The 25690-nt window shown below is 68.5% G+C and carries 24 protein-coding genes and 1 other RNA gene; 10 read left to right on the top strand and 15 right to left on the bottom strand.

The features are described 5' to 3' along the window. Positions 1-13 precede the first annotated feature (13 nt). Positions 14-559, top strand: a complete 546-nt coding sequence (gene ilvN / locus SLNSH_RS09855) for an acetolactate synthase small subunit (protein ID WP_106336578.1) — start codon at positions 14-16, stop codon at positions 557-559. Positions 560-588: 29 nt separating this feature from the next. Then, positions 589-1227, top strand: coding sequence for a glutathione S-transferase family protein (locus SLNSH_RS09850; RefSeq protein WP_106336576.1), 639 nt, complete (start codon positions 589-591; stop codon positions 1225-1227). A gap of 92 nt (positions 1228-1319) precedes the next feature. On the opposite strand, the gene SLNSH_RS09845 is transcribed toward SLNSH_RS09850, so the two are convergent. The 7 genes from SLNSH_RS09845 to SLNSH_RS09815 form a co-directional block, all read right to left on the bottom strand. Further along, entirely contained in the window at positions 1320-2813 is a 1494-nt protein-coding gene (locus tag SLNSH_RS09845; protein WP_106336574.1) for a DegQ family serine endoprotease, read from the bottom strand. 126 nt (positions 2814-2939) lie between these two features. Further along, positions 2940-3134 carry a DUF2065 domain-containing protein gene (locus tag SLNSH_RS09840; RefSeq protein ID WP_106336572.1) on the bottom strand — a complete coding sequence of 65 codons (195 nt, stop codon included), beginning with the start codon at positions 3132-3134 and terminating at the stop codon, positions 2940-2942. Positions 3135-3146: 12 nt separating this feature from the next. Then, the gene (gene hflC / locus SLNSH_RS09835; protein ID WP_106336571.1) at positions 3147-4112 is read right to left on the bottom strand and encodes a protease modulator HflC; all 966 of its coding nucleotides are present in this window, start codon (positions 4110-4112) and stop codon (positions 3147-3149) included. Further along, positions 4109-5239, bottom strand: coding sequence for an FtsH protease activity modulator HflK (gene hflK, locus SLNSH_RS09830; protein WP_106336570.1), 1131 nt, complete (start codon positions 5237-5239; stop codon positions 4109-4111). The genes hflC and hflK overlap by 4 nt, the downstream gene beginning before the upstream one ends. 161 nt (positions 5240-5400) lie before the next feature. After that, a complete protein-coding gene (locus SLNSH_RS09825) occupies positions 5401-5916 on the bottom strand; it encodes a dihydrofolate reductase (RefSeq protein WP_106336808.1) in 516 nt (171 codons plus the stop codon). Positions 5917-5921: 5 nt separating this feature from the next. Then, positions 5922-6407 carry a GNAT family N-acetyltransferase gene (locus SLNSH_RS09820; RefSeq protein ID WP_106336568.1) on the bottom strand — a complete coding sequence of 162 codons (486 nt, stop codon included), beginning with the start codon at positions 6405-6407 and terminating at the stop codon, positions 5922-5924. Positions 6408-6426: 19 nt separating this feature from the next. Further along, positions 6427-7221 (bottom strand): thymidylate synthase, encoded by a 795-nt coding sequence (locus SLNSH_RS09815; RefSeq protein WP_106336566.1) that lies wholly within the window; start codon positions 7219-7221, stop codon positions 6427-6429. 118 nt (positions 7222-7339) lie between these two features. Between SLNSH_RS09815 and ssrA the strand changes: the two genes are divergently transcribed. The 4 genes from ssrA to SLNSH_RS09795 all read left to right on the top strand — a co-directional run bounded on the left by ssrA (position 7340) and on the right by SLNSH_RS09795 (position 8733). Further along, positions 7340-7706: a transfer-messenger RNA gene (gene ssrA / locus SLNSH_RS09810) on the top strand. A gap of 26 nt (positions 7707-7732) precedes the next feature. After that, a complete protein-coding gene (locus SLNSH_RS09805; RefSeq protein ID WP_106336564.1) occupies positions 7733-8272 on the top strand; it encodes an SspB family protein in 540 nt (179 codons plus the stop codon). Between the two features lie 12 nt (positions 8273-8284). Further along, a complete protein-coding gene (locus SLNSH_RS09800) occupies positions 8285-8494 on the top strand; it encodes a DUF4169 family protein (RefSeq protein ID WP_106336563.1) in 210 nt (69 codons plus the stop codon). Then, positions 8491-8733: a ribbon-helix-helix domain-containing protein gene (locus SLNSH_RS09795; protein ID WP_106336561.1), complete on the top strand. Its 243-nt coding sequence runs from the start codon at positions 8491-8493 to the stop codon at positions 8731-8733. Before SLNSH_RS09800 ends, SLNSH_RS09795 begins: the two co-directional genes overlap by 4 nt. Here SLNSH_RS09795 and SLNSH_RS09790 read toward each other — a convergent pair. Both SLNSH_RS09790 and SLNSH_RS09785 read right to left on the bottom strand, forming a co-directional pair. After that, positions 8720-12403: an AsmA family protein gene (locus tag SLNSH_RS09790; RefSeq protein ID WP_106336559.1), complete on the bottom strand. Its 3684-nt coding sequence runs from the start codon at positions 12401-12403 to the stop codon at positions 8720-8722. The two genes, SLNSH_RS09795 and SLNSH_RS09790, sit on opposite strands and share 14 nt — an antisense overlap. A 111-nt stretch (positions 12404-12514) precedes the next feature. Beyond that, positions 12515-13945: an FAD-binding oxidoreductase gene (locus SLNSH_RS09785; RefSeq protein WP_106336806.1), complete on the bottom strand. Its 1431-nt coding sequence runs from the start codon at positions 13943-13945 to the stop codon at positions 12515-12517. Between the two features lie 143 nt (positions 13946-14088). On the opposite strand from SLNSH_RS09785, the gene SLNSH_RS09780 reads away from it, so the two are divergent. Further along, the gene (locus SLNSH_RS09780; protein ID WP_106336557.1) at positions 14089-14619 is read left to right on the top strand and encodes a thioesterase family protein; all 531 of its coding nucleotides are present in this window, start codon (positions 14089-14091) and stop codon (positions 14617-14619) included. A 3-nt stretch (positions 14620-14622) separates the two neighbouring features. Here SLNSH_RS09780 and SLNSH_RS09775 read toward each other — a convergent pair whose 3' ends face one another. Continuing rightward, positions 14623-15255 (bottom strand): LysE family translocator, encoded by a 633-nt coding sequence (locus SLNSH_RS09775; protein WP_158266732.1) that lies wholly within the window; start codon positions 15253-15255, stop codon positions 14623-14625. A gap of 214 nt (positions 15256-15469) precedes the next feature. On the opposite strand from SLNSH_RS09775, the gene SLNSH_RS09770 reads away from it, so the two are divergent. After that, entirely contained in the window at positions 15470-17839 is a 2370-nt protein-coding gene (locus SLNSH_RS09770) for an ATP-dependent helicase (protein ID WP_106336553.1), read from the top strand. Between the two features lie 4 nt (positions 17840-17843). Here the strand turns inward: SLNSH_RS09770 and SLNSH_RS09765 are convergent, their stop codons facing one another. Next, positions 17844-18989, bottom strand: coding sequence for a YihY/virulence factor BrkB family protein (locus SLNSH_RS09765; RefSeq protein WP_106336552.1), 1146 nt, complete (start codon positions 18987-18989; stop codon positions 17844-17846). 116 nt (positions 18990-19105) lie between these two features. On the opposite strand from SLNSH_RS09765, the gene SLNSH_RS09760 reads away from it, so the two are divergent. Further along, the gene (locus SLNSH_RS09760) at positions 19106-20026 is read left to right on the top strand and encodes a 50S ribosomal protein L11 methyltransferase (RefSeq protein WP_106336550.1); all 921 of its coding nucleotides are present in this window, start codon (positions 19106-19108) and stop codon (positions 20024-20026) included. Between the two features lie 69 nt (positions 20027-20095). Here the strand turns inward: SLNSH_RS09760 and SLNSH_RS09755 are convergent, their stop codons facing one another. Continuing rightward, positions 20096-20326, bottom strand: a complete 231-nt coding sequence (locus tag SLNSH_RS09755; protein ID WP_106336548.1) for a hypothetical protein — start codon at positions 20324-20326, stop codon at positions 20096-20098. 253 nt (positions 20327-20579) lie between these two features. Between SLNSH_RS09755 and SLNSH_RS09750 the strand changes: the two genes are divergently transcribed. Further along, positions 20580-22406, top strand: coding sequence for an aminopeptidase P family protein (locus SLNSH_RS09750; RefSeq protein WP_106336546.1), 1827 nt, complete (start codon positions 20580-20582; stop codon positions 22404-22406). A 51-nt stretch (positions 22407-22457) separates the two neighbouring features. Here SLNSH_RS09750 and SLNSH_RS09745 read toward each other — a convergent pair whose 3' ends face one another. The 3 genes from SLNSH_RS09745 to ligA form a co-directional block, all read right to left on the bottom strand. Further along, entirely contained in the window at positions 22458-22760 is a 303-nt protein-coding gene (locus SLNSH_RS09745) for an AzlD family protein (protein WP_106336544.1), read from the bottom strand. After that, entirely contained in the window at positions 22757-23458 is a 702-nt protein-coding gene (locus tag SLNSH_RS09740; protein WP_106336543.1) for an AzlC family ABC transporter permease, read from the bottom strand. The genes SLNSH_RS09745 and SLNSH_RS09740 overlap by 4 nt, the downstream gene beginning before the upstream one ends. A 109-nt stretch (positions 23459-23567) precedes the next feature. Beyond that, positions 23568-25682, bottom strand: a complete 2115-nt coding sequence (gene ligA, locus SLNSH_RS09735) for an NAD-dependent DNA ligase LigA (RefSeq protein ID WP_245422207.1) — start codon at positions 25680-25682, stop codon at positions 23568-23570. Positions 25683-25690: the final 8 nt, after the last annotated feature.

Raw genomic sequence — 25690 nt, 5'->3', positions numbered from 1 at the left:
AGACGAGGCGACGATGAACATGCCGATGAAGTCCCACTACTCCGACGCGCCCAAGGCCCAACCGCAGGCCCGGCACACCCTTTCGGTGCTCGTCGACAACGAACCGGGCGTTCTAGCCCGCATCGCGGGGCTGTTCTCGGGCCGCGGCTACAACATCGAGAGCCTGACCGTCTCGGAAACGGAGCACGAGAAGCATGTCTCGCGCATCACCATCGTGACCACCGGGACCGGCCAGGTCATCGACCAGATCAAGGCCCAACTGGACCGGTTGGTCCCCGTGCACCGGGTGGTGGACCTGACCATCCAGGGCGAGGCGATCGAGCGCGAACTCGCCCTCGTCAAGGTGGTGGGCACGGGCGAGAGCCGTGTCGAGGCGATGCGCCTGGCCGGCGCTTTCGGCGCCCGGACCCTCGACGCCACCCTGACGTCCTTCGTGTTCGAGGTCACCGGGACCACGGACGAGATCGAGCGCTTCCTGCGCGTCATGTCGGTGGTGGGGCTGGTCGAGGTTTCGCGCACCGGCATCGCCGCCATGGCCCGCGGCGCCGAAGCGCTCTAAAGAAAAGCCATACCCCCGAGGAAACCCCAATGCTCAAGCTGTACCATTCGCCCGGCGCGTGCTCGCTCGCCGCGCACCTGGCCCTGGAAGAGGCCGGCGCGACCTACGAGGCCGTGCGGGTGAACTTCGCCGAGAACCAGCAGCGCTCCCCCGCCTACCTGGCCATCAATCCAAAGGGCCGCGTGCCGGCGCTCGTGGACGGCGACTGGGTGCTCACGGAAGTTCCGGCGATCCTGCGTTATGTCGCACGCAGCCACCCGGCTGCTGGCCTGTGGCCCGAGGACGTGCGCGACGACGCGCGCTGCGCCGAGTGGCTGGCCTGGTGCTCGTCCACCGTGCACGTCAGCTACGCCCACGTGCGCCGCGCGGAGCGCTACGCGGAATCCGCCGCCGGCAAGGCGGAAGTCGAGGAGAAGGGCCGCGCCACCTGCCGGGACGTATGGGCCCAGGTGGACGCGCGCCTCGCCGGCCGCGTCTGGGCGGCGGGCGACAAGCTCTCGGTGGCCGACCTCTACCTTCTCGTGTTCTGGATGTGGGGCCGCGGCCCGACGCTCGGATTCGATATGGCGACGGACTACCCGAACTGGACGGCGCTGGCCCGCCGCCTGGCCGAGCGCCCGGCCGTGCGACGTGTCTTCGAGAAGGAGGGCCTGCGGCTGCCGGAGTGAGGCGGCTCAGGCCGTATATATGAACTGGCTCAGAAACGAGAAAGCCGGGACACAGTCCCGGCTTTTTGCTGTGCGGCATAGGGCGCGGCTGGTTAGTCCAGCCCGACCGCCACGAAACGCACCTCGCCCTGGGCGTTCGCCACGAGCAGAAGGGCCGACTTCTTGCCGTCTTTCTTCAATGCGTCGATCCGCTTCGTGATCGCGTCTGGAGAGGTCACGGGCTCCTGCTGGACCTCGACGATCACGTCGCCCGGCTGAATGCGCTTGTCGGCCGCGGGCGAGTTCGGGTCCACGCGGCTCACCACCACGCCCTTCACGTTCTCCTTGATGGAGTAGCGACGGCGCAATTCGTCGTTCATCGGCGACAGCTCGAGCCCGAGCGCCCGCTTGACGGTGGGCTTGTCGACGTCGCCGCCGCCATTGCCGCCGCTGGACAGCTTGGCCTGCTTTTCCCCATCTTCCAGGCGCCCCAGCTTGACCGTCTTGGTCATCTCCTGGCCCTTGCGCACGATCCCGACCTGGACCTCCTTGCCGACCGGGGTCTGGCCCACGAGCCGCGGCAGGTCCTTCGATTCCTTCACGTCGACGCCATCGAACTTGACGATCACGTCGCCGGGCTCGATGCCGGCCGGCTTCGCGGGGCCCTTGTCGTCGATGCCGGCGACCAGCGCGCCCCGCGGCGACCCGAGCGCGAGGCTCTCCGCGATCGCGTCATCCACGTTCTGGATGCGCACGCCGAGCCAGCCGCGGCGCGTTTCGCCGTACTGGATCAACTGGTCGATGACCGGCTTGGCCATGTTGGACGGCACCGAGAACCCGATGCCGATCGAGCCGCCCGACGGGGACAGAATGGCTGTGTTGATGCCGATGACCTCGCCGTCCATGTTGAACAGCGGGCCGCCCGAGTTGCCCTTGTTGATGGCCGCGTCGGTCTGGATGTAGTGGCCGTAGCTCTGGTCCGAGATGTCGCGGTTGCGCGCCGACACGATGCCGGCCGAAACCGAGCCGCCGAGCCCGAACGGGTTGCCGATGGCGATCACCCAGTCGCCGATCCGCGCCTTGTCGCTGTCGCCGAACTTGACCGCCTTGAGAGGCTTGTCCGGCTTCACCCGCAGCACGGCGATGTCGACCTTGGAATCCTTGCCGACGATCTCCGCCTTCAGCTTGCGGCCGTCATTGAAGATCACGGTGACGTCGTTGGCGTCGCCGATCACGTGATTGTTGGTGATCACGATGCCGGCCGGGTCGATCACGAAGCCCGATCCCAGCGAGTTGGACCGGCGCTGGGGACGCGGCCCGCCTCCCTCCCCGCCGCCGCGATTGTTGAAGAAGTCGTCGAAGAAGTCCTGGAAGGGCGATCCCGGCGGCAACTGCGGGATGGGCACCGAACGTTGCTCGGTCACCGTCGTCGAAGCCGAGATGTTCACCACCGCGTCCGTGATCTGCTCGGCCAGGTCGGCGAAGGACTCGGGCGCGCTGCGTGCGTAGGCGAGGCTCGGCGCTCCGATCGCGCCGGCGCCGATGGCCGTAGCCGCCGCAGCGGCGATCGCCGTGCGCCTCAGGGTGGTCAGGAAGGGCTTGGCCATGGACGTCCTCTGGTCGTTCGGTGGGTGAGCGTCGACCGGCGCCCCGGTCGAAACTCCGAGTTCAGTGCCCTCTGGGTCGCACGATTTTAGGGCGGAATGCGGACGCCGACGAGAGGCGATCGGCGTTCAGGCGAGCACCCATCGGGCGACCCACACGACGGCGACGCCAATCACGGCCGAAACGATCCCGACGGTCCGCATCGGCCCCTCCCCGAGCGCCAGCACATTCGTCATGCGGCTGCGCACGAAGCCCGGGAAGGCAGCGAACATGAGGCCCTCGATGGCGAAGACGAGGCCCACGCCGACGAGGAAGTCGGTCACGCGCTTCTCCGCCTACGGCTTGGCTTCGCCGGGCGCCGGCGGCGCTGCGGTAGACACGCCCGGCGCCGGCGACGGCGCCAGCGTGGCCGGCAGGCGCTGCTGGTCCTTCTTGGCGACAGGATCGCCGAAGTAGCGGAAGAAGTCGGAGTCCGGGCTCAGCACCATGCGGGTGTCGCCCCCACGCAGCGACGCTTCATAGGCCTGCATGGAGCGATAGAAGGAGAAGAAGTCCGGATCCCGGTTGAAGGCGTCCGCCAGGATGCGGTTCTTCTCGGCCTCGCCGCTGCCGCGCAGTTCGTCCGCCCGGCGGGTCGCGTCGGCGCGGAGCACCACGACGTCGCGGTCGGCCTTGGCCTTGATGGTCTGCGCCATCTGCGAGCCGTTGGCGCGGATGTCGGCCGCCTCGCGCTGGCGTTCCGTCTGCATGCGCTGGAACACCGCCTGGCTGTTCTGCTCGGGCAGGTCGGCGCGGCGCAGCCGGACGTCGACGATCTCCATGCCGAGGCCTGCCGCCTGGCGGTTCACGTCATCCCGGATCTTGTGCATCAGCGCCTGGCGATCGGTCCGCACAACGGCCGTGAAGCTCGCGTCGGCAAGAACCGTGCGCACTGTCGAGTTCACGATGGAGGTCAGTCGCGCGTTGGCCCCGCTCACCGTGCCCACGCTCTGGTAGAAGCGCAGGGGATCGGTCACCCGGTAACGCGTGAAGGCGTCAACCACGAGCCGCTTCTGGTCAGAGGCGATGACCTCCTGGGAGGGCAACTCCAGGTCCAGGATGCGCTTGTCCACGTCGACGACGACGTCGATGAAGGGCGCCTTGAAATAGAGGCCTGGCTGCGTGATGGGCGCGCGCGCCACCTTGCCAAAGCGGAAGACCAGCGCCTGCGACGTCTGCTGGACCACGAAGGTGGAGCTGTAGATCAGCACCACCGCGATGAGCGCCACGATGATGGCGACAAGACGAGTGGTCGAGTTCACTTCTGTGCCCCCTGCGTCTGGCGGCGCTGGAGCTCGTTCAGCGACAGGTAGGGCACGACGCCCTGGCCCGAGCCGTTCTTGCTGTCGAGGATGATCTTGTCGGAGCCGCCGAATACCTTTTCCATGGTTTCCAGGTACATCCGCTCACGCGTCACGTCGGGCGCCTTGCGGTACTCCTCGTACACCTGCTTGAACCGGCTCGCCTGGCCGTTCGCCTCGGCGACGACGCGCTCGCGGTAGGCTTCCGCCTCCTGGACGATGCGGGCCGCCTCGCCTCGCGCCTCCGGCACCACCTTGCTGGCGTAGGTCTCGGCCTCGTTGCGCGCGCGGTCCTGGTCCTGACGGGCCGCCTGCACGTCGCGGAAGGCGTCGATGACCTGCTGGGGCGGGTCCACCTTCTGCAATTGGACGAGCCGGACTTCCACGCCCGAATTATAGGTGTTGAGCACGTCCTGCATGTGCTGCCGGACCTCGTTCTCGATAGCCCCGCGGTCGGTGGTCAGGATCTGCTGGATGTTGCGACGGCCGACGACCTCACGCATGGCCGCCTCGGCCACGGCCTTCACCGAGGCCTCGGGGGCCTGGATGTTGAACACGAAGTCGGCCGCCCGGGCCGGATTGATTTGCCACTGCACGGCGAAGTCGATGTCGACGATGTTCTCGTCGCCGGTCAGCATCAGGCTCTCTTCGAGCACGTCACGATAGCCGCTCCTGCGCGCGCCCTCGGCGCTGCGGTAGCCGACCTCCGTGGTGTTCACCACCGTCACGCGCGGCTTCACGACCGAGCCGATCGGATAGGGGAAATTGTAGTTCAGGCCAGGCTGGCTCGTGCCGACATATTTGCCGAACACCAGGTTGAGGCCGACCTCGTCGGGACGAACCGTGTAGAAGCCGGTGGCGAGCCACAGCAGCACCGCGCCGAGCGCGATGGCCGCAGCGCCCTTGCCGCCCACGCCGCCGCCGCCCGGCATCACCTGCCGGAGCTTGTCCTGGCTGCGCCGGAGGAGCTCTTCAAGGTCCGGCGGCGCTCCGTTGCCCCCGCCGCCGCCTTGCGGGCCCGTCCCCCACGGCCCCTGCTTCCGCGGCCCCCAGGGTCCTCCCCCGCCGCTCTGATTGCTCCACGGCATCAAGCTGTCCTTCTTCCGCTCTGGCCGATGTTATCGCCGGGGCGCTCGAAAGGCCCGCGGCGTGTTTATGGCACGGAAGTGGTGTCTCGTCTCCGCTTCGTCAACGGAGGCTCGGCCGGGATGGTTGACGAACCGCAGCGCCAGGGCGCCGCAACCCCGGTTCACGGCCTGATGCGTTCGTAGTCGATGTACGAAAAGGCGAATTCGTCGTCCGGCCCCGCGGGGTGGTCCTCGCGCCCGACTTGCCGGAACTGCGCCCTGTCGATGGGCGGAAACACCACATCCCCGTCCGGGGACGCATGCACGGCCGTGAGATGAATCCGGTCTACCCGGCCCATCGTTTCGGCGTAGATCTGCGCGCCCCCGACCACGCAGACGCTGTCGGCGTTCATCCGCAGGCCGATCTGCTGCCCCAAGTCCAGCGCATCCTCCACGGCGTGCGCCACATGGACGCCCGCAACCTGAAACGACGGATCTCGCGTGAGCACGATCGTCTCCCGCCCGGGCAGCGGCTTGCCGATCGACAGGAAGGTCTTGCGGCCCATGATGATGGGCCGACCGATCGTGAGGGCCCGGAAGTGCCTCAGGTCGGACTTCAGCCGCCACACGAGCCCGTTGTCGCGACCGATGACGCCGTTGTCGGCGACCGCGACCACGCTGACGAGCGGCAGCGCCACGGCGCTCACCGGGCCTGGTCAGCCAGGCGCCACAGCGCCTCGCCGGTCACGCGGCATTTGATCCAGTCGTCGAGCGTTTCCGCGCCCTGGGCCTTGTAGAAGTCGATGGAGGGTTGGTTCCAGTCGAGCACGGACCACTCCAGCCGGGCCAGGTTCTCCGCCACGCAGCGCTTGGCGAGGTTCGCCAGCAGGGCCTTGCCCAGGCCATGGCCGCGCGCCTCCGGACGAACGAACAGGTCCTCCAGATAGATCCCGTGCCGGCCGCGGAACGTGGAGAAATTGTAGAACCAGAGCGCGAAGCCGACCGCCTGCCCATGCCATTCGGCGATGTCGCAGAACACGCGTGGCTCCTCGCCGAAAAGCGCCTGCTCGATGAGCTCCGGCGTGGCGTCAATCTCGTGCGCGAGCCGCTCGTATTCCCCGAGTTCGCGGATGAGCTGCATCACGAGCGGCGCGTCGCCGCGGCGGGCGGGGCGGATGTGCAGGGTCATGAAAGGTCCTGGAGAACGCCTAGACCGCCACCGGAGCCCGGATGGCGGGATGTGGATCGTAGCCCTCGATCGCAATATCGTCGTACGCGAAGTCGAAGAGGCTCTTCACGGCGGGATTGAGCTTGAGCCGCGGCAGCGGCCGCGGATCCCGCGAAAGCTGCAGCTTGGCCTGCTCTAGATGGTTCACGTACAGGTGCGCGTCCCCGAACGAGTGGATGAACTCTCCCGGCTGCAGCCCGGTGACGTGCGCCACCATGGCGGTGAGCAGGGCGTAGCTCGCGATGTTGAAGGGCACCCCCAGGAAGATGTCGGCAGAGCGCTGGTACAGCTGGCAGGAGAGCCGCCCCTCGGCCACATAGAACTGGAACAGGCAGTGGCATGGCGCCAGCGCCATCCGGTCGAGGTCGGCCGGGTTCCAGGCGGACACGATCAGCCTGCGCGAATCGGGGTTGCGGCGGATCTCGTCCAGCACCCACCGGATCTGGTCCACCGTGCCGCCGCCGGGCTTCTCCCAGCTGCGCCACTGCTTGCCATAGACGGGCCCGAGATCGCCCTTCTCGTCCGCCCACTCGTCCCAGATGCTGACGCCGTTCGCCTGGAGATAGGCGACGTTCGTGTCGCCGGCCAGGAACCACAGCAGCTCGTGGACGATGGACTTCAGGTGAAGCTTCTTGGTCGTGACGAGGGGAAAACCCTCGGCCAGGTCGAAGCGCATCTGGTGGCCGAACACGCTGATCGTGCCCGTCCCCGTGCGGTCCGACTTGCGGACGCCCTCGTCGAGCACGCGGCGGAGAAGGTCGTGATAGGCCTGCATGGGGGATCCTCTCTCGCGCGGACCTTAGAGCAGAAAACCGGGCAGGCCACCTCGCGAGCGGGCGCGGTCCACTGAAATCGGCGCCGATGCGGCCAGCGCTGCGCAAATCGATCCCCTCCCCCTTCCGTTCGGGGGCGCCACGCCCTATATTCGGTGCGTCGCTCGAAAGGGCGACTATGGCGATAAACGGTCATCGGAATAAGCCTTACGGACCCGGGGGCGGTACCCGGCGCCTCCACCAGAACCCAGAACCGGCTCTTATGGGGCTGGGCTCCGGCGGGGGCGAAATAGGATCGACGTGGGTGTAAAGGGTGCTCTTTCGCTCGGCATGGTACCGCCGTTATCGGGCTAAACTTATAGTTGCCAACGACAACTATGCTCCGGTTGCGGTGGCCGCGTAAGCGGTCTCTGACACCGAAACCAAGTCCTTGCGGGTAGCACCGTAGGGCGGGGCCCGGAGGCGCCTGGCAACAGAAGCCTCCACTTCTTCCCTCCTCGCTCCGGTTCAGGAATGCCGCAGGACCTCATTCGCTACGATCTCCTTGTGCAGGACGCGCTCAAGGGCGTGGTTCGCAAGGTTCTTGCCGACGCCGCGGCCCACGGGCTTCCTGGCGACCATCATTTCTACATCTCGTTCCGCACCGGTGACCCAGGCGTGCGCATCTCCAGCCGGCTTCGCGAGAAGTATCCGGAGGAGATGACCATCGTCCTCCAGCACCAGTTCTGGGATCTCTCCCTGACCGATCACTCCTTCGAGGTGGGTCTTTCCTTTTCGGGCATTCCCGAGCGGCTGCTCGTGCCCTTCGACGCCCTGACGGGCTTCTTCGACCCATCGGTGCAGTTCGGTCTCAAGTTCGAGTTGTCAGGAGCCGAAACGGCTGACAACGACGAAGCCGACGAAGAGGAAACGGAGGGCGAGAGCCCTGCTGCTCCCGCCGCCCTCCCGGCCCGCAAAAACGGGGAAGCCGCAGAAGCGAAGGCGGAAGAGGCTGGGGATGACAAGGGGAGCGCCCAGGTCGTCAGCCTCGACGCTTTTCGCAAGAAAACCTGATCCTCGGTCCCAATGACGGCCGACATCATCAACCTTCGCCGCGCCCGCAAGGCGAAGGGCCGTGCCGCGGCGGAGGCGCAGGCCTCAGAAAACCGCGTCCGCTTCGGCCGCACCAAGGCCGAGCGCCAGCGCCTCGAGGCCGAGGACGAACTGGCCGCCCGCCGGCTCGAGGGACACCGCCTTGGCCCCGTCTCCAAGCCGATCGGGGACGGCGAGGCGTGAGCGGCGGTCGGATTGTCAAGCGCTCCGTCCTGCTGGCCGGCCATCGGACAAGCGTGTCCATCGAGGAGCCGTTCTGGGACGCCCTGAAGGACATGGCTCGGGCGCGCGGGCTCAGCCTCAATTCATTGATCGCTCAGATCGACGCCGAGCGGCAGGATGCGAATCTCTCGTCCGCTATTCGGGTGGCCGTGCTGGCGCACTATCAAGACCGAGACCTGGCGGCCCTTAGGGCTGGCTAGGTCCAGCCGGCGCGTTTGGCTGTTGAGGGTTGGCCAGACTGGGCGACGATAGCCCGAGGATACGGGCCGCGTCGCTCGCTCCCGTATCGACGGGAGCGACGCCGGAAGCCTGGTCGCCCTCACGCCTGGCCTTCTCGGCCGCCCGCTCCTCCTCCAGCCGCTTGGCTTCCGCGGCCCTCCGGGCCTCCTCCACCTTCCGGGCGTCCTCCGCGGCCTTGGCCTCCTCGGCGGCCCTGGCAGCCTCAGCGTCCCGCTTTTCCCGTTCGATGCGCTCCCGGTCGGCCTTGAGGCGACGCATGAAGAACTGGCGCTCGCGCAAGTCAGACTCCGCGGCCTCGACCTTCTCCAACTCCCGGGCCACCGCGTGGGTGGTCAGCGTGTTCGCCAAAAGGGAAACGTCGATGTCGCGTGCGCCGGCCGCGCCCCGAGCCTTACGCCAAGTCACCGTCGCCTGCGGCGCCGGACCGGCCCACCCGGCCGGGGCCGGGGCGGACAAAGCCCCGCGTCCTTCAAACCTGCCGCTGCGGAGATCGTAAGTCGACGAAGCCTGGATGCTGGTTGGCCCCTCGATGGCCACCGGCCCAAACCGGACGACCCCATTGGAGAGCGTCACAGGAGCCGAGAGGGACGGAACCTGCAGCCCCGATCGATCCAGAGCCCCCGCAAGGGCCTCCGAAACCTTCTGCACGTCCGCGATCGAGCCTTCGGCGTCCAACGAAGCGGCAGCCCCCGGCAAGGCGCTCGGGTCGAGCCGGGGGATGACCAGCGAACGCACCCGGACATTGCCGCCCCCTGACAGATTGGCCACGAGGCTCGATACGCTTTCGCCTGCCGCCGCCCCGTCCAACTCGCCATCGATGGTTCCCGCCAGGTCGGATTGGGGCCACAGCGCCGGCGCGGAGACGCCCACTGCGGTCAGCTTGCCTGATAGGTTGGCGAGCCCACCCTGGCGCCGAATCTGGAACCCGCCCCCCAGTCGCCCGCCCATGAACGAGGCCTCCCCTCGCGAAATCTCGAGCGCCTCGGGCGTCCAGTTCAGGGTGAAGCTCGGGTTGTCGGCGGTCCATCCTTGTCCGAGATCCAGCCCCTTGGCCCTGATCGCCAGCGTGATCGGATAGGGAGGTGTCAGCACCGGGGCGAAGCGGCTTGATGACCAGAGCGAGGACGCGATGGGCGGCTGGGTCGGCCCGAGCGCAAGGCCCGCCAGGGCGGGCGCGACGACATGCTCCAGGTCGAGAGCGCCTTCGAGGGATGCTTTTTGCAGGTCGACGACCAGCCGGCCGCTGAACGGCTCGGCGCCGAAGCCGCCTTTCAGGTTTGAGAATGTCCAGCGCTCCTCGCCGGCGCTCAGGTCGGCGCTTGCCTGCAGCGGGACCCTGCTGAGGCCGTCCGGGCCTGGGAGGGCCAGGAGTTGCAGCAAGGGCGAGACATCGGCCGCGCTCACGCTGAAAGACCCGACCACGTCTGGATCCGCGGCGGATTGGCCGATGCTGCCCTGTCCGGATACGCTGGCGCCTGCGGCTGCGCCGGAGATCCGGAGGGTCGCCCCGTTGCCAAATCGGCCATCGACATCGACCGCGAGCCGTCCCGGGCCAAAGCCCGACAAAGGCAGCGCCTCGAACCCAAGCTGGCGCAGGAACGGCGCGCTTTCGAGCGAGTCCAGCTTCAGCGCCATCGCGACGTGGTCGCCTGTGGCCCCGCCGCCGAGCGTCGCCGAGGCTGAGACGCGCGACGCGGCGGCCGAACCCTGGACGCTGATCTCGGTCGGCCCAGCGTTGCCGGCGGCCCGGGTGGCGGAGAGCTTCAGTTTGAGCGGGCTGAGCGATGCGGCGCGGGCCGACAACATGCCGGGGAAACGCCCGGGAGCGATCTTCTTCAGCAGTTCCGCCAAGGGCTCGACCCGCCGCGCGTCGACCGTGGCGTCGAGCCGGCCGCCCTTCTCGCCCACCCGTCCGGACGCAGACAGCGAGGCGCCGCCCACATCGGCGATGTCGAGAGAGTCGATCACAAGCCCTTCGGCGGTTACGGACAGCTTCACACCGAGGCGGCCCGCGCCGACGGTGGGCCCCTTGTCCCTCCCCACCCGCACGTTGCGGGCGTTCAGGGTGATCGAGACATCCACGCCCTGCGCCGCCGCAGCCAGGGTGGAGACGTCGGGCGCCTGCTCGACGGCCAATCCGTCCGACGTGAGCTGCGCCTCGAACTTGCCCCGCTCGGCCAGTTCCGGCGGCGTGTAACGAACAGTGCCCTGGAGGGTGGACTTCTCCACCCGCAGCTTCAGGGACCGGGCGGCCATCACTGCGGACGAAAAGGAGACGTCCGCCTCCGCCGCCACGTCCTTGGCGTCGCCCAACCGGCCCGAACGTCCCGACCGCTCGGCCTCCGCCCATCCCATCAGCCGGGATGCGTCCTTTGCGGCCACGCGCACGTGTCCGTCAAAGCGTCCTCCCTGCGTGAAGGCGGCGCGGCCGCTCAGCTGGATCTCCCCTGCCCCCGGCAACGCCGCTTGGAATCGGTCGATGCCGAGCCCGGCGCCTTCCGCCGTGAGGTCGGCCTCCGCGTTGCTGGCGACGTCGCCTCCGAGCAGGACCGATCCGACCTTGAACGTCGCGGAGATGGGCAGCGGCGGCGAGAACCCCGCGTCCTCCATGCTGAACGCGTTGACCCAGGCCCCTAGCGCCTCGGAGGGCGACGGCGCCGGCCGACCCTGGAGCGTGAACGGCTTGTCCAGATCGATCTGCTTGCTCTCCAGCGCGAGGGACAGCCGCGGCTGCCCACCGAGCGCCAACGCGCCTGAACCGGCGAACTTGGCGGGGATGTCCTCGCCCCCGGCCTCAAGCTCGACCTGCGTGAGTTCCCCGCCCCGGCTCTGCAGCCGGGCGTTGGCAACGAAGGTCCAGGGCCGCAGGGAGAAGCCGTCCCGGTCCGGCCAGCGAACACGCCCGCCGGCCGTCAGCCGGCCGTCGAACAGCAGCGCGCCGGCATTGTCGGCCAGGATGCGCCCATCCGCCTCCGCACGCTGGTGGCCGTTGACCGCTTGGGCCATCAGCTTGAGGCGAACGCCCTGCGATTCCGGCGCGCCGGTCGCGACGCGCACGTCAAGCGGCGCGCCGCCGATGAGCGCGCGGCCATTGGCGCGCCAGGGACCGACAAGGGACTGGGCGTCAGCCTCGCCATCGATGTCCTCGATGGCCGCCAAGCGGTCGGAGGAGCGGTCGCGCAGCCTGACGGCCCCGTCCCGAACCACGAGGCGCTCGATGGCGACATTCCGGGCGCTCTGAAGCGAAGCCGCATAGGCCTGCAGGCCCTCGATCGAACCGTCCGCGGCGAGCGCGGCGTCAGCAACAGGCTTGTCCAGGAAGGCCTCGACGATCCGCACGTCGCCCCGGAGAAGCGGCATGACGGCGAGTTCCGCAGTGATGCGATCCGCATGCACCGTGGGGCCTTGCCCTCCCCGGTTCAAGGCGAGCGAGCGCACGTCGATGCGGGGCGAGGGCAAAAGGCGGACCTCGATAGGCCCTTCGATCGAGACCGGGACCCCGAGGGCCTGCATCAGGCGCTCCTCGATGCGTCCGCGTTGCGCCGCCCAGTCCACAAAGAACGGCCCGACCAGCGCCGCCGCGAGGGCGACGATCACCAGGATCGCCAAGCCGGTCAGAAAGTCACGCAAGGAAAGGGGTCTCGGCTCGCGGTTTCAGGCTTCACCTTATCCGACTCTGTGGCGCGAGGGTGACCAGCCCCGGAGCGGCCATGCAGAACGGTGCAGGGCGTGTCCGATTGATCACGATGGGATGATCTTGCCCGGGTTCATGATGTTCATGGGATCGAGCGCCAGCTTGACCGCCCGCATGGCGTCCAGCGTGGCCGCCGGATGCTCGAGCGGCAGGTACTTCATCTTCGCCTGCCCCACGCCGTGCTCGCCCGTGCAGGTTCCCTCCATGGCGAGGGCGCGTTCGACGATCCGCTCCACGAAGGCCTTCACCTTGGCGACTTCCGCCGGATCGTCGCCGTCGAAAAGCGGCAGCACATGGAAGTTGCCGTCGCCGACATGGCCCACGATGGGGGCGAGAAGGCCGGTCTCGGCGATGTCGCGCTGCGTTTCCTCCACGCACTCGGCGAGCCGCGAGATGGGCACGCACACGTCGGTCGACAGGCTCTTGGCGCCCGGGCGCAGCGCATGCGCCGCCCAATAGGCGTCGTGGCGCGCCTGCCACAGGCGGGTGCGATCTTCCGGCTTTGTCTCCCACTCGAACGCGCCGGCGCCGTACTCGGCCGCGATCTCCCCGAAGCGCTCCGCCTGCTCGCGCACGCCCTGGTCCGTGCCGTGGAACTCCACGAACAGCATCGGCTGCTCCGGAAGGCCGAGCTTGGAATAGAGGTTGATGGCGCGGATCTGCGCGGCGTCGGCGAGCTCGATGCGGGCCACCGGAATGCCCGACTGGATCGTCGCGATGGTGACGTCGCAGGCGGCTGCGATGCTCGGGAAGGAGCAAACGCCTGCCGAAATCGCCTCCGGGATGCCATGCAGCTTGAGGGTGAGCTCCGTGATGATCCCGAGCGTGCCTTCCGCCCCCACGAAGAGCCGCGTCAGGTCGTAGCCGGCCGACGACTTCTTCGCCCGGCGCGCAGTCTTGACCACCTCGCCGTTGGCCAGCACGGCGGTGAGCGACAGGACGTTGTCCTTCATGGTGCCGTACCGGACGGCGTTGGTTCCCGAGGCGCGCGTCGAGGCCATGCCCCCAAGCGAGGCGTCCGCGCCGGGATCGATGGGGAAGAACAGCCCCATGTCCCGCAGGTGCTCGTTCAGCATCTTGCGCGTGACGCCCGGCTCGATCACGCAGTCGAGGTCCTCCGCGTGCACCGCGATGATGCGCTTCATCAGGCTCGTGTCGATGCTGACGCCCCCAAAGGGCGCGTTCACGTGGCCTTCCAGCGACGTCCCGGTCCCGAACGGGACCATGGGGACGCGGTGCGCCGCGCACAGCTTCACGATCTTGACGACTTCGGCCGTGGTCTCGGGAAAGACCACCAGGTCCGGCGGCTGATTGGGCGTCCAGGTCAGCGTGTGGCCATGCTGCTCACGCACCGCCTGGCTGGTGACGACACGGTTTCCGAACTGCCGAAGCAGGCCGCCGGTCACGGCCTCGATTGCTTCCGGGGTCGGACGGGCGGGCCCCTGGGCCGCGTTGAGAGCATCCGTCCCCGCCTGCATGGTCATTGCGTCTTGCCTTTCCTGGCCTGTTTGGAGGATCATCCTACCCGGCTTGCCGGGCCCGGCAACCTGCCGCATGCGGTCGCATGCCGGCACGGACTGTGTTTTTGGACAGCTATTTTCGAACCGGCGGCGATTGTTTCATGGCCAGGACGCCCGAGAACACGGCCTTCTTCTTCGCCCCCTTCGTCTCCTCGACGATGCGGATCGAGCCTGCTTGGATCGACTACAACGGCCACCTCAACATGGCGTACTACAACGTGCTGTTTGACCGCGCGGTCGACGAGGCTTTCGCAGTCATCGGACTCGGCGAAGACTACGTCCGTGAGCGCAGGGCGTCCTTCTTCACCGCCGAGTGCCACGTCCTCTACAAACGTGAGCTCAAGCTCGAAGACCCGGTGCGGGTCACCCTCCAACTCATCGACTTCGACGAGAAGCGCCTGCACGTCTACATGGAGTTGCGGCACGCCACCGAGTTCTGGCTGTCGGCCTCTTCCGAGAACCTGATGCTGCACGTGGATCTGGCGGACCGGAAGGTGACCCCCTTCCCGCCCGATATCCTGGCCAGCATCGCCATCATGAAGGCGGCCCACTCCGGCCTGCCGCGGCCCGAGGCCCTCGGCCGCGTCATGGGCGTTCCGGCCAGGGCCAGGGCGTCCCAGGGCGTGCACTAAGCCTCAGGCGCGGGACGCGATGCTCCGTCCGGCGTCGGTCAGCGACTTCAGCCCGAACAGGATGAAGGTGACGCCCACCACCCGCGTGACCACGCGCCCGTGTTTCAGGAAGAAGCGCCGCACCAGCGGCAGCCCTGCCCAGAACAGGATCACCACGTAGCCGAGCAGGAACCCGAGCACGGCCGCGCCCATCAACCCCGGGGCCGTCGACCAGCCGATCTCGGACGCATACCCAACCGTGAGCGCGGTGAAGACGGCCAGGGACACCGGATATGCCTTGGGGTTCGTAACGCCGAACAGCAGCCCCGCCCGGATCGGACGCAAGCTGCCGATGGGCGCGCCGCCCCCGTCGCCGCGCGACAGCACAGCCTTCCCGCCGAGATAGACCAGGTAGAGCCCGCAGCCGACGCCCAGCGCCTCGAACAGCGCCGGCCCGATCTGGTTCACGCCCACGATGGCGGCGAGCGCCAGCCCGCCCCACAGCAGGTCGCCAGCCAGATGGCCGAACAGGAAGCGCGCGCCGGCCTGTCGCCCATGCTGGGCGGCCAGGGCGAACACGGCCAGAAAGGCCGGCCCAGGCGTGACCGCGTAGATGAAGCCGGCGATGACGGTCGCCCAAAAGAGCGAATGGGACATGAGGCGCATCCGAGTCGAAGACAGGCCGAACCGTGGACCCGAGCGCACGCGGGACGCAAGGCGCTTCCTGTGCAAAGCATCGACTTCGCCCCCCTTTCGCTCCAATTTGGGATAAGAACGAATCGGAACCAAAGCGCGCATATGCGGCTGGGAGCGGCGAAGGCGTTTCGCCCCGCTCCGGATACGCAGTCGCCGCCCGACGAAAGATCTTTTCGTGAGCAATCCTCTCAGCCTCGACGACGAGTACCAGCCGCGCCCGGGCGGCCTCGCCTCGCGCGCCCGCGCGGCCGTGTCCGGCGGCGCCCAGGCGAGCTACCTGCAGAACCTCAACCCAGAGCAGCGGCGAGCGATCGAGACCACCGAGGGTCCCGTGCTGGTGCTCGCCGGCGCCGGCACCGGCAAGACGCGCGTGCTGACCACGCGCATCGCCCACATCATCGCCTCCGGCCTCGCCTTCCCGTCCCAGATCCTGGCCGTGACCTTCACCAACAAGGCCGCGCGCGAAATGAAGGAGCGCATCGGCCACCTGCTCGGCGGCGTGGCCGAGGGCATGCCCTGGCTCGGCACGTTCCACAGCATCGGAACCAAGATCCTGCGCCGCCACGCCGAGCTGGTCGGCCTGCGCTCGGATTTCACCATCCTGGACACGGACGACCAGATCCGGCTGATGCGGCAGGTCATCCAGGCCGAGAACATCGACGAGAAGCGGTGGCCCGCGCGCGCCCTGGCCGCCTTCATCGACGGCTGGAAAAACCGCGGCCTCACGCCCGACAAGGTGCCCTCCGGCGAGTCCGCCGCCTTCGCCAACGGCCGGGGCGGCAAGCTCTACGCCGCATATCAGGAGCGGCTGAAGCAGCTCAACGCCGCCGATTTCGGCGACCTGCTGCTGGAGAACCTGCGCCTCTTCCGCGAGCACCCTGACGTGCTGCAGTCCTACCAGGACCGCTTCCGCTACATCCTGGTGGACGAGTACCAGGACACCAACGTCGCGCAGTACCTCTGGCTTCGCTTGCTGGCGCAGGGCCGCCGCAACGTGTCCTGCGTCGGCGACGACGACCAGTCCATCTACGGCTGGCGCGGCGCCGAGGTCGACAATATCCTCCGCTTCGAGCACGACTTCCCGGGCGCCGTGGTGGTCCGCCTGGAGCGCAACTATCGCTCCACGGGCCATATCCTGGCCGCCGCCTCCCACCTCGTGGCGCACAATGAGGGCCGCCTGGGCAAGACCCTCCACACCGAGGACGAGCCCGGCGACAAGGTGACCCTGACGGGCGCCTGGGACTCCGAGGAGGAGGCCCGCCTCATCGGGGAGGAGATCGAGGCCCTGCAGACCAAAGGCCACTCCCTGGCCCAGATGGCCGTGCTGGTGCGCATCTCCGCCCAGATGCGCGAGATCGAGGACCGGTTCGTCACCCTCGGCCTGCCCTACCGGGTGATCGGCGGTCCGCGCTTCTACGAGCGCCTCGAGATCCGCGACGCTCTCGCCTACCTGCGCTGCGTGGCCAACCCCACGGATGACCTTGCCTTCGAGCGCATCGTCAACACGCCGAAGCGCGGCCTTGGCGACGCCACGCTCGAGCAGATGCACGCCTTCGCCCGCAAGGCGCGCGTCCCGCTCATGCAAGCCGCCCGCATGCTGGTCGAAACCGACGAGCTCAAGCCCAAGCCGCGCACGGCCCTGCGCGACCTTACCACGGCCTTCGCCCGCTGGGCGGCCGAGGTCGAGCGCATGAAGCACAACGAGCTTGCCGAGCTTGTGCTGGAGGAGTCCGGCTACACGGAGATGTGGCAGAAGGACCGGACGGCCGAGGCCGCCGGCCGCCTGGAGAACCTGAAGGAGCTGGTCCGCTCCATGGAGGAGTTCCCCGACCTGGGCGCCTTCCTGGAGCACGTCTCGCTTGTGATGGAAGCTTCGGACAACGACAGCGCCGAGAAGGTGTCGATCATGACCCTCCATGGCGCCAAGGGCCTGGAGTTCGATACGGTGTTTCTTCCCGGCTGGGAGGAAGGCTTGTTCCCCAACCAGCGCGCCCTCGACGAAAGCGGCAAGGCTGGGCTCGAGGAGGAGCGCCGGCTGGCCTATGTGGGCATCACCCGCGCGCGCCGCCGCTGCAAGATCTACTTCGCCTCGAACCGCCGCATCCACGGCATGTGGCAGTCCACCATCCCGTCCCGCTTCATCGACGAGCTGCCCGAAAAGCACGTCGAGGTCACGGAGGCCCCAGCCCATTATGGCGGATATGGCGGCAGCCGCTTCGACCGCGTCCAGCCCTTCGGCTCCAGCTACGATACGCCCGGCTGGCAGCGCGCCCAGGCCCGCTCGCGCGAGAGCGGCGGCGGCTTCGGCGAAAGCCGCCAGAGCGCCTACGGCGGAGGAGGCGCAGGCCGCAAGGGCCCGCTGCTGATCGAGGGCGAACTCGTCGCCAAGTCGAGCGTGGGCAGCGCCTACGCGGCCGGGGACCGCGTGTTCCACATCAAGTTCGGCAACGGAACGGTGTCGGCCGTGGATGGCAATAAGCTGACCATCGACTTCGACAAGGCCGGCCGGAAGATGGTGCTCGACGGGTTCGTCCAGAAGGCCTGACGGCTCAGGTCTTCGCCTTTCCCACCGTGTCCGCCATGGTTGCGCCCCGCGTCCCGATGGGCGCGCCTTCCTTCTCGGTCGAGTCCCGCACCGTCTGGTGCTCGATCTCGGAATTCATTTCCGCGCCCACCAGGATGATGATCGCGGAGACCCACATCCAGATCATGAAGCCGATGACGGCCCCCAGGGACCCGTAGGTCTTGTCATAGTTCGCGAAGTGAGACGCGTAGAACGACAGGCCTGCCGATGCGATCAGCCAGACAACGGAAGCCAGCAAACTGCCCGGGGTGACCCAGCGCCATTGGGGCTCGGTCCTGCTCGGCCCGTATCGGTAGAGCACGGCCAGCGCGAACACGATGAGGCCCAGCATCACCACCCACGGCGCGATGGTGACGGCCCACCCGGCCAGCGGCCCCAGCGGCAGCACATGAAGGATGATCGGCACCGCAACGATGGCGGCAAGCGTGAGGGCGAGGAACACGAACCCGCCCAGGGTGAAGAGCAGCGATTGGGCGTTCAGCCAGAAGAACGAGCGCTTCTCCTTCTCGTTGTAGGCGACGTTGAGCGCGTCGAAGATCGCCTTCATGCCCGAGTTGGCGCTCCACAGTGACACCAGGATACCGATGGCGGTCGTGAAGCCCAGCGTGCTCGGGTCTTTTGAGGTCGCGCTCTTCAGCTGCTCCCCGATCACGTCCGCCGCTCCGTACGGCATGATGCTCTTGGCCTCGTCGAAATGCTGCTGGATGGTCTGCGGATCGGCGAAGAGGCCGTAGATGGCCACGAAGGCGGCGATTGCCGGGAAGAGCGCCAGCAGGGCGTAGTAGGTCACGCCGGCGGCCGTCGCGAGCACACGGTCGTCGTTGATCTGCTCGTAGGTGCGCCAGAGGATATCCTTCCAGCCCCTGGCCGGAATGTCCTCCGGGCTCTTCGCCCACCGGCCGCGGCCGGGTTCAGCAGCCTCCAGGAGGCTGCCGTGGCTGCGCTTGGGCTGCCCCCGCGGCGGCCCGGCTTCGCCATCCGGCCTGTCAGGATTGCGCTCGAGCAGCCCGGCGACGGCTCCCACCAGCGCCATGGTCACCATGCTCAGGGCTGCGGAGCGGAGCCGCGAGGGGCGGCGCTTGCGCGACGAACGGGCGGTGAACACGGACATGGGCGCGATCCTGGGCGGCCAAGAGCTTGGCCCGGGCCTTCCCAACGAAAGTTCACGAACGGCGGTTCCCGGCCGGTACCGCCGTGACACCGCCCACGGCCGCTGTATAAGGGCGCATGCTCGAAGGTCTGCCTCCCCACCGCCCCACGCACCTCGCCCGTCTCGTCGCCGACGAGCACACTGCGCGCCGCGTCGCCGACATCCTGGTCGAGAGTTTCGATCCGGCGGAGACGGCCGCCGCGGCGTTCGAGAACGAAAAGACGCTGCAGTGGGAGGTCGAGGTCTATTTCTCCGCGCCGCCCGACCAGGAGGGCCTGCGCGAACTGATCCAGTTGGCGGCCGGCGAGGACGCCGCGCGCCGGATCGTTTTTGAGACCATCGGGGAGAAGGACTGGGTCAAGGCCTCGCTCGAAGGCCTGAGCCTGGTGCGGGCCGGGCGCTTCACCGTGCACGGCTCCCATGACCGCGGTCGCGTCCCGCTGTCGACGATCGGGATCGAGATCGAGGCCGCCCTCGCCTTCGGCACCGGGCACCACGGCACCACGCGTGGCTGCCTGCTCATGCTGGAAGGCATCCTGAAGCAGCGTCGCCCCGTGAACGTCCTGGATGTCGGAACCGGCACCGGCGTGCTCGCCATCGCGGCGGCGCGGGCGCTGCATCAACCCGTGGCGGCGGGCGACATCGACCCTGTCGCGGTCGAGGCCGCACGCGACAACGCCCTGAACAACAAGGCCGGCGCCTATCTTCGCCCCGTGGTCGCCAAGGGGGTTGGCCACCCCGCGCTGATGCGCCGCCGCTTCTACGACCTGGTGTTCGCGAATATCCTGGCCCGCCCGCTGATGCGGCTGGCGCCCAGCATCGCCTCCGTCGCGGCGCCCGGCGCGGACATCGTGCTCTCAGGCCTGATCCCGCGTGACGTGCCGGGCGTGCTCGCGGCCTACCGCGCGCAGGGCCTGCACCTGGTGCGCCGCATGGAGTTGGAAGGCTGGGCCACGCTGCTCCTGCGCCCGGGCGGCGCGGGACCGCGCCGCCGCTGAGCCAGGTTCAAGAAAGTCGCCGCGGCGAAGCGAACCGAAGACCGCCTCGCTTTTCGCGGAGAAGGCGGTTCAGTCCTGCCGGATGAACGGCAGCAGTTCTTCCGTGGTCAGACCCACGTACTTCACGCCGACCAGCGGCCCGAAAGCCTGGTGCTTGCGCAACTCGCGCACCGCCTTGGCGCGACGCGCCTCGACGCCGGCTTCGGCAACCACGCGGAACAGTTCTGCGAAGGGATGGGATCCGCTCTTCCGGGTCGTCCGGGGGCCCACGAAGGGAAGCGGAAGGGAGATGGTGGCCATGGATGTGTCCTCACAGACGGATCGGGGAGAACCACACCTCGACGTTTCCAAGTTATTGGGATGAGTCTTTAGTCTATTTCGCACATGCGAGATACACGATCTTCCGCATGGCGTCCCATACCGGAATGCAGAGCGCGCACAATCGTTTCGCAAGGAATGCCGCAACGCACAATTTCTGACCCTTTCCGCCCGGCTTGACGGGCGCAGCGCCCTCGTGCACCGCTTGCGCTCAGGCAGACACACGGGTGCGAACATGGCGAGGGCGGTCTTCCAATCGTTCGAGGAAAGGGCGGATCCCGCCCATGGCGCGGCCCGCGCCGCCGCCCTCCGGGCTGAACTGGCCCGCCAGGGCCTCGACGGCTTCGTCATCCCGCGCACGGACGAACACCAGAACGAATACGTGGCTCCTTCTTCCGAGCGGCTCGCCTGGCTGACTGGGTTCACCGGCTCCTGGGGCCTCGCCATCGTGCTGCGGGACGCAGCCGCAATCTTCGTGGACGGCCGCTATACCGTGCAGGTTCGCGAACAGGTCGACACGGCCGTGTTCTCGCCGGAGCACTTGATCGACAACCCGCCCGAGGCCTGGCTTGAGAAGCACCTGCAGGCTGGCCAGAAGCTGGGATACGACCCGAACCTCCACACCCATGACGGCGTGAAGCGCCTCGAAAGGGCCTGCGCCGCCGCCGGCGCAAGCCTGGTCGCGGTGGACCGCAACCCCGTCGATGCGATCTGGAGCGACCGCCCCGCCACGCCGATGGCGGCCGTCGCGCTGCACCCGATGCAGTATGCAGGCGAGGCTTCCGCCTCCAAGCTCGACCGCATTCGCGCACGCTTGGGCGAACTCGGCGACGCCGCCCTCGTGATAACCGATCCCCACGCGGTGGCCTGGACCTTCAATATCCGCGGCGGCGACGTTTCCCACACCCCCCTGCCCCTCGGCTACGCGGTGGTGCCGCGGGAGGGACGCCCCAGCCTGTTCCTGGCCGGCGCCAAGCTCTCCAACGAGGTCCGCGCCGCCCTGGAGGACATGGCCGACGTGCGTGAGCCTGCCGAGCTCGGCAAGACCCTCGAGGGTCTTGGCGCCGCAAAGGCCAAGGTCCGCTTCGACCAGGCCACCGCTGCGCGCCGCCTTGTGGCCGCGCTGGAGCGCGCCGGAGGCTCACCGGACGTCGGCGCCTGCCCCGTCGCGCTCATGAAGGCCGCCAAGAACGCCGCCGAGATCGAGGGCTCCCGAGCCGCCCACCGGCGCGACGGCGCCGCCATGGCCAATTTCCTCGCCTGGTTCGCCCGCGAGGCGCCGAAGGGCGGCCTCACGGAAATCTCGGCCGTCGAGGCCCTGGAGGGCTTCCGCCGCGACACGGGCCAGCTTGCGGACGTGTCCTTCCCGTCCATCGCCGGGGCGGGGCCGAACTCCGCCATCCCGCACTACCGCGTGACCGAGAAGTCCAACCGCCCCATCGAGCCGGGGATCTTTCTCATCGACTCTGGCGCCCAGTACCGCGACGGCACCACGGACATCACCCGCACGGTCGCGGTGGGCGAGCCCACGGCCGAGATGAAGGACCGCTTCACCCGCGTGCTCAAGGGCCATATCGCCATCGACACGGCGGTTTTCCCGAAGGGAACGAGCGGCGCCCAGCTCGACGCCTTCGCGCGCCGCCCGCTCTGGGACGCGGGTCTCGACTTCGACCACGGCACCGGCCACGGCATTGGCAGCTACCTGTCCGTGCACGAGGGCCCGCAGCGCCTCTCCAAGATCGGGACCACGCCGCTCGAGCCCGGCATGATCCTGTCCAACGAACCGGGCTACTACAAGGGTGGCGCCTTCGGCATCCGGATCGAGAACCTGATCCTGGTGCAGAAGCGCGAGATCCCTGGGGCCGAGCGGGAGATGTACGGCTTCGAGACCCTGAGCTTCACCCCCATTGACCTCGCGCTGGTGGAGCCTGCCCTGCTCACCGACGCCGAGATCGCCTGGCTGAACGCCTATCACGCCAGGACGCGCGAGATCATCCGGCCTCTGGTGAGCGGCGAGACGGCCGCGTGGCTGGAGCAGGCCACACGCCCGATCGGGCGCTGAGCGACGGGAGTTCTTGCTGGCCTCATCCCGGCCGCCCGCGACGACGCGCGCCTAGAGGCCCAGCGCCCTTAGCGCTACGACGCTCGCCACGCCGACGGCCACCACCGCCAGCAACGGCAGCCGCGTGGCGGCGGCAGCCGTGACGACCGTCGCAAGCGTCTCCGCCGCCCCGGACGCAAGCATGGAAGGAGCGATCACGGCGATCAGCACCGCGGCCGGGATGGCGTCGAAGGCGGCCTTGGCGCGCCCTGCCAACTGCAGGCGCCCCACCAGGAACAGGCCAGCCACCCGCGTCGCGTAGGTGACGGCGGCCATGGCCAGGATCGCGGCCAGGGTGACGGCGTCGACCTTCACCGCGCCGCCTCCCCGTGCTGGTGGCCGCCCATGGCGTACGCCGCCGCGATGCCCGCGAGCGCGCCCGCCGCCACATGCCAGGGAGGACCGGCGGAAACGTACACGGCCGCAGACGCAAGAGCGCTGGCCGCGACCGTCACGGCCGTCGCACGCCCCTTCCAGAATCCCGCCACCAGCCCGATAAACAGCGCCGTGAACGCGAAGTCGGCGCCCAATCGCTTCGGATCGCCCATGAGGGAGCCGCCGAGGGCGCCGAGCGTAGTGCTCATGACCCAGTTAAGCCAGAACAGGATCGCCGTTCCCGCGAAATAGGCGACGGTGAGCGGCCTCTCGAGCGCGCGGCGCTCCGACATGGCCCAGTTCTCGTCCGCCATGACGTAGACGCTGAGCGCCCGCTGCAGCGGCGTGAATCCGCGCATCTTTGGCGCGAGCGACGCGCCCATCAGCACGTGACGGAGATTGATCAGCAGGGTGGAAAACGCGAGCACCGTGATCGGCGCCGGCGCCCTCCAGATCTCCACCGCCGCGAACTGCGCACCTCCGGCGAAGACCAGCGCGCCCATCAACGCGACCTCCGCCGGGGACAGTCCCTTGCCGGCGCACAGCGCCCCGAACAGGAGACCGATGGGGATCGCTGCGATCATGGCCGGCGCGATGTCGCGCAAGCCCTCTCGGAATTCGCGAAAGGGAGATTGCATGCAGGGGCTCGGCGCAGGAAGGCGCGGACCTTGCCGAAGACGGGCGCCCAAGTCCACCCGCTTTCCGCCAACCCGAGCAGCTGGGGGCGCTGGCCTGGCCGCAGGGGCCCTAACGCGCCTCGCCCACCAGCTCCAGCCATGCGTCCTCGTCGATCACCTCGATCCCAAGATCCCGCGCATTCGCCAGCTTGGAGCCGGCGCCGGGGCCCGCGACGACCAGACTGGTCTTCTTCGAAACGGACCCGGAGACCTTCGCCCCAAGCCGCTCCGCCATGGCCTTGGCCTCCTCGCGGGTCATTTTCTCCAGCGATCCCGTGAACACCACCGTCTTGCCTGCCACGGGGCTTTCGGACGCGACCTCCTCGGGCGGCTCGGGCGTCACCTGCTTCAGGAGTTCGGCCACGACCTCCCGGTTGTGCGGTTCGCCAAAGAAATCCACGATGGACTCCGCCACCACGGGCCCGATGCCTTCAATGGACGTGAGCTCGTTCAGCGCGCCTGAGGCGGGCTCCGCCGCCGCGATAGCCCCGTCACGCAGGGCTTCCACGCTGCGGTAGTGGCGCGCCAGCAGCTTGGCCGTGGTCTCGCCCACGTGCCGGATGCCGAGCGCGAAGATGAAGCGATGCAACGCCACGCGCCGCCGCTCCTCGATGGCGGCGAACAGGTTGCGGACAGAGGTTTCGCCGTAGCCCTCGCGATCCTTCAGCCGCCGTAGCGACCGGGCGTCCCTCTCCTGCAGGCTGAAGATGTCCTGCGGCCGCGTGATGAGGCCCTCGCGGTAGAACATCTCGATCTGCTTGTCCCCCAGCCCCTCGATGTCGAACGCGTTGCGCGAGGCGAAGTGCTTCAGGCGCTCCACGGCCTGGGCCGGGCAGATCAGGCCGCCGGTGCAGCGGCGCACCACGTCCTCCTTGCCGGTCTTGGGGTCGATCTCCCGCACCGCGTGGCTGGCGCAGGCCGGGCAGACATGCGGGAAGTCGTACGGCTTGGCCCCATCCGGCCGCTTCTCCGGCACGAAGCCCAGAATCTGCGGGATGACGTCCCCGGCACGCTGCACGACCACGGTGTCGCCGATGCGGACGTCCTTGCGGGCGATCTCGTCCTCGTTGTGCAGGGTCGCGTTGGTCACCACGACGCCCCCCACTGTGACAGGCTTGAGCCGCGCCACAGGCGTCAAAGCGCCCGTGCGCCCCACCTGGATTTCGATGTCGAGCAGTTCCGTCGTGGCCTTCTCGGCCGGAAACTTGTGCGCCGTCGCCCAGCGCGGCGAGCGCGACACGAAGCCGAGCCGCCGCTGCAGGTCGAGGTCGTCCACCTTGTAGACGACGCCGTCGATGTCATAGGGCAGGTCCGCCCGCTGGGCCTCGATCTCGCGGTAGACGGCGATCATCTCCTCCACGCTCTCGCAGCGACGCATGAGAGGATTGGTGGGCAGGCCGAACCGAGCAAACGCCTCCACCATGCCGTGCTGTGTACGCGCCGGCATCGCGCTCACCTCGCCCCACGCATAGGCGAAGAAGCGCAGGGGCCGCGCCGCCGTGACACGGGGATCCAGCTGCCGCAGGGAGCCCGCCGCCGCGTTCCGCGGATTGGCGAAGGCCGGCTTGCCCTCGGCCTCCTGCCGGGAGTTCATGGCGGCGAAATCGGACTTGGTCATATAGACCTCGCCCCGCACCTCCAGAACCTCCGGCGCACCCTCGATGCCGTTGGGGATCTCCCCGATGGTGCGCACGTTCGCGGTGACGTCCTCGCCCTCCTCCCCGTCCCCGCGGGTGGCCGCCACCACCAGTTCGCCCCGCTCATAGCGCAGCGAGCACGACAACCCGTCGATCTTGGGCTCCGCGGTGATCGCCAGCGGCCGGTCGGTCGGCCAGTCCAGGAACCGGCGCACGCGGCCCACGAACTCGGCCACCTCCTCGTCCGAGAACACGTTCGCCAGGGACAGCATCGGCACGCGATGGCGCACCTTGGCGAATTTCTCCGAAGGCTTGGCCCCCACCTGCTCCAGCAGGCCCGTCGCGACGGCTGGGAACCGCGCCGCGATCGCCTCGGCCCGGCGGCGCAACGCGTCATACGCGGCGTCCGAGATGACGGGCGCATCCTGCTGGTGATAGCGGATATCGTGCTCCGCGATCTCCGCGGCCAGGGCAGCATATTCGGCCTTGGCCTCGCGCGCCGTCATCGCCTCGGGCGCAAGCGCCCGCAATGCCTCGCCCTTCGCCATTTCGCCCC

The organism is Alsobacter soli (assembly GCF_003004785.1).
Taxonomy (GTDB): Bacteria; Pseudomonadota; Alphaproteobacteria; order Rhizobiales; family Beijerinckiaceae; genus Alsobacter; species Alsobacter soli.
This window is presented reverse-complemented; position numbering and strand designations above follow the sequence as displayed.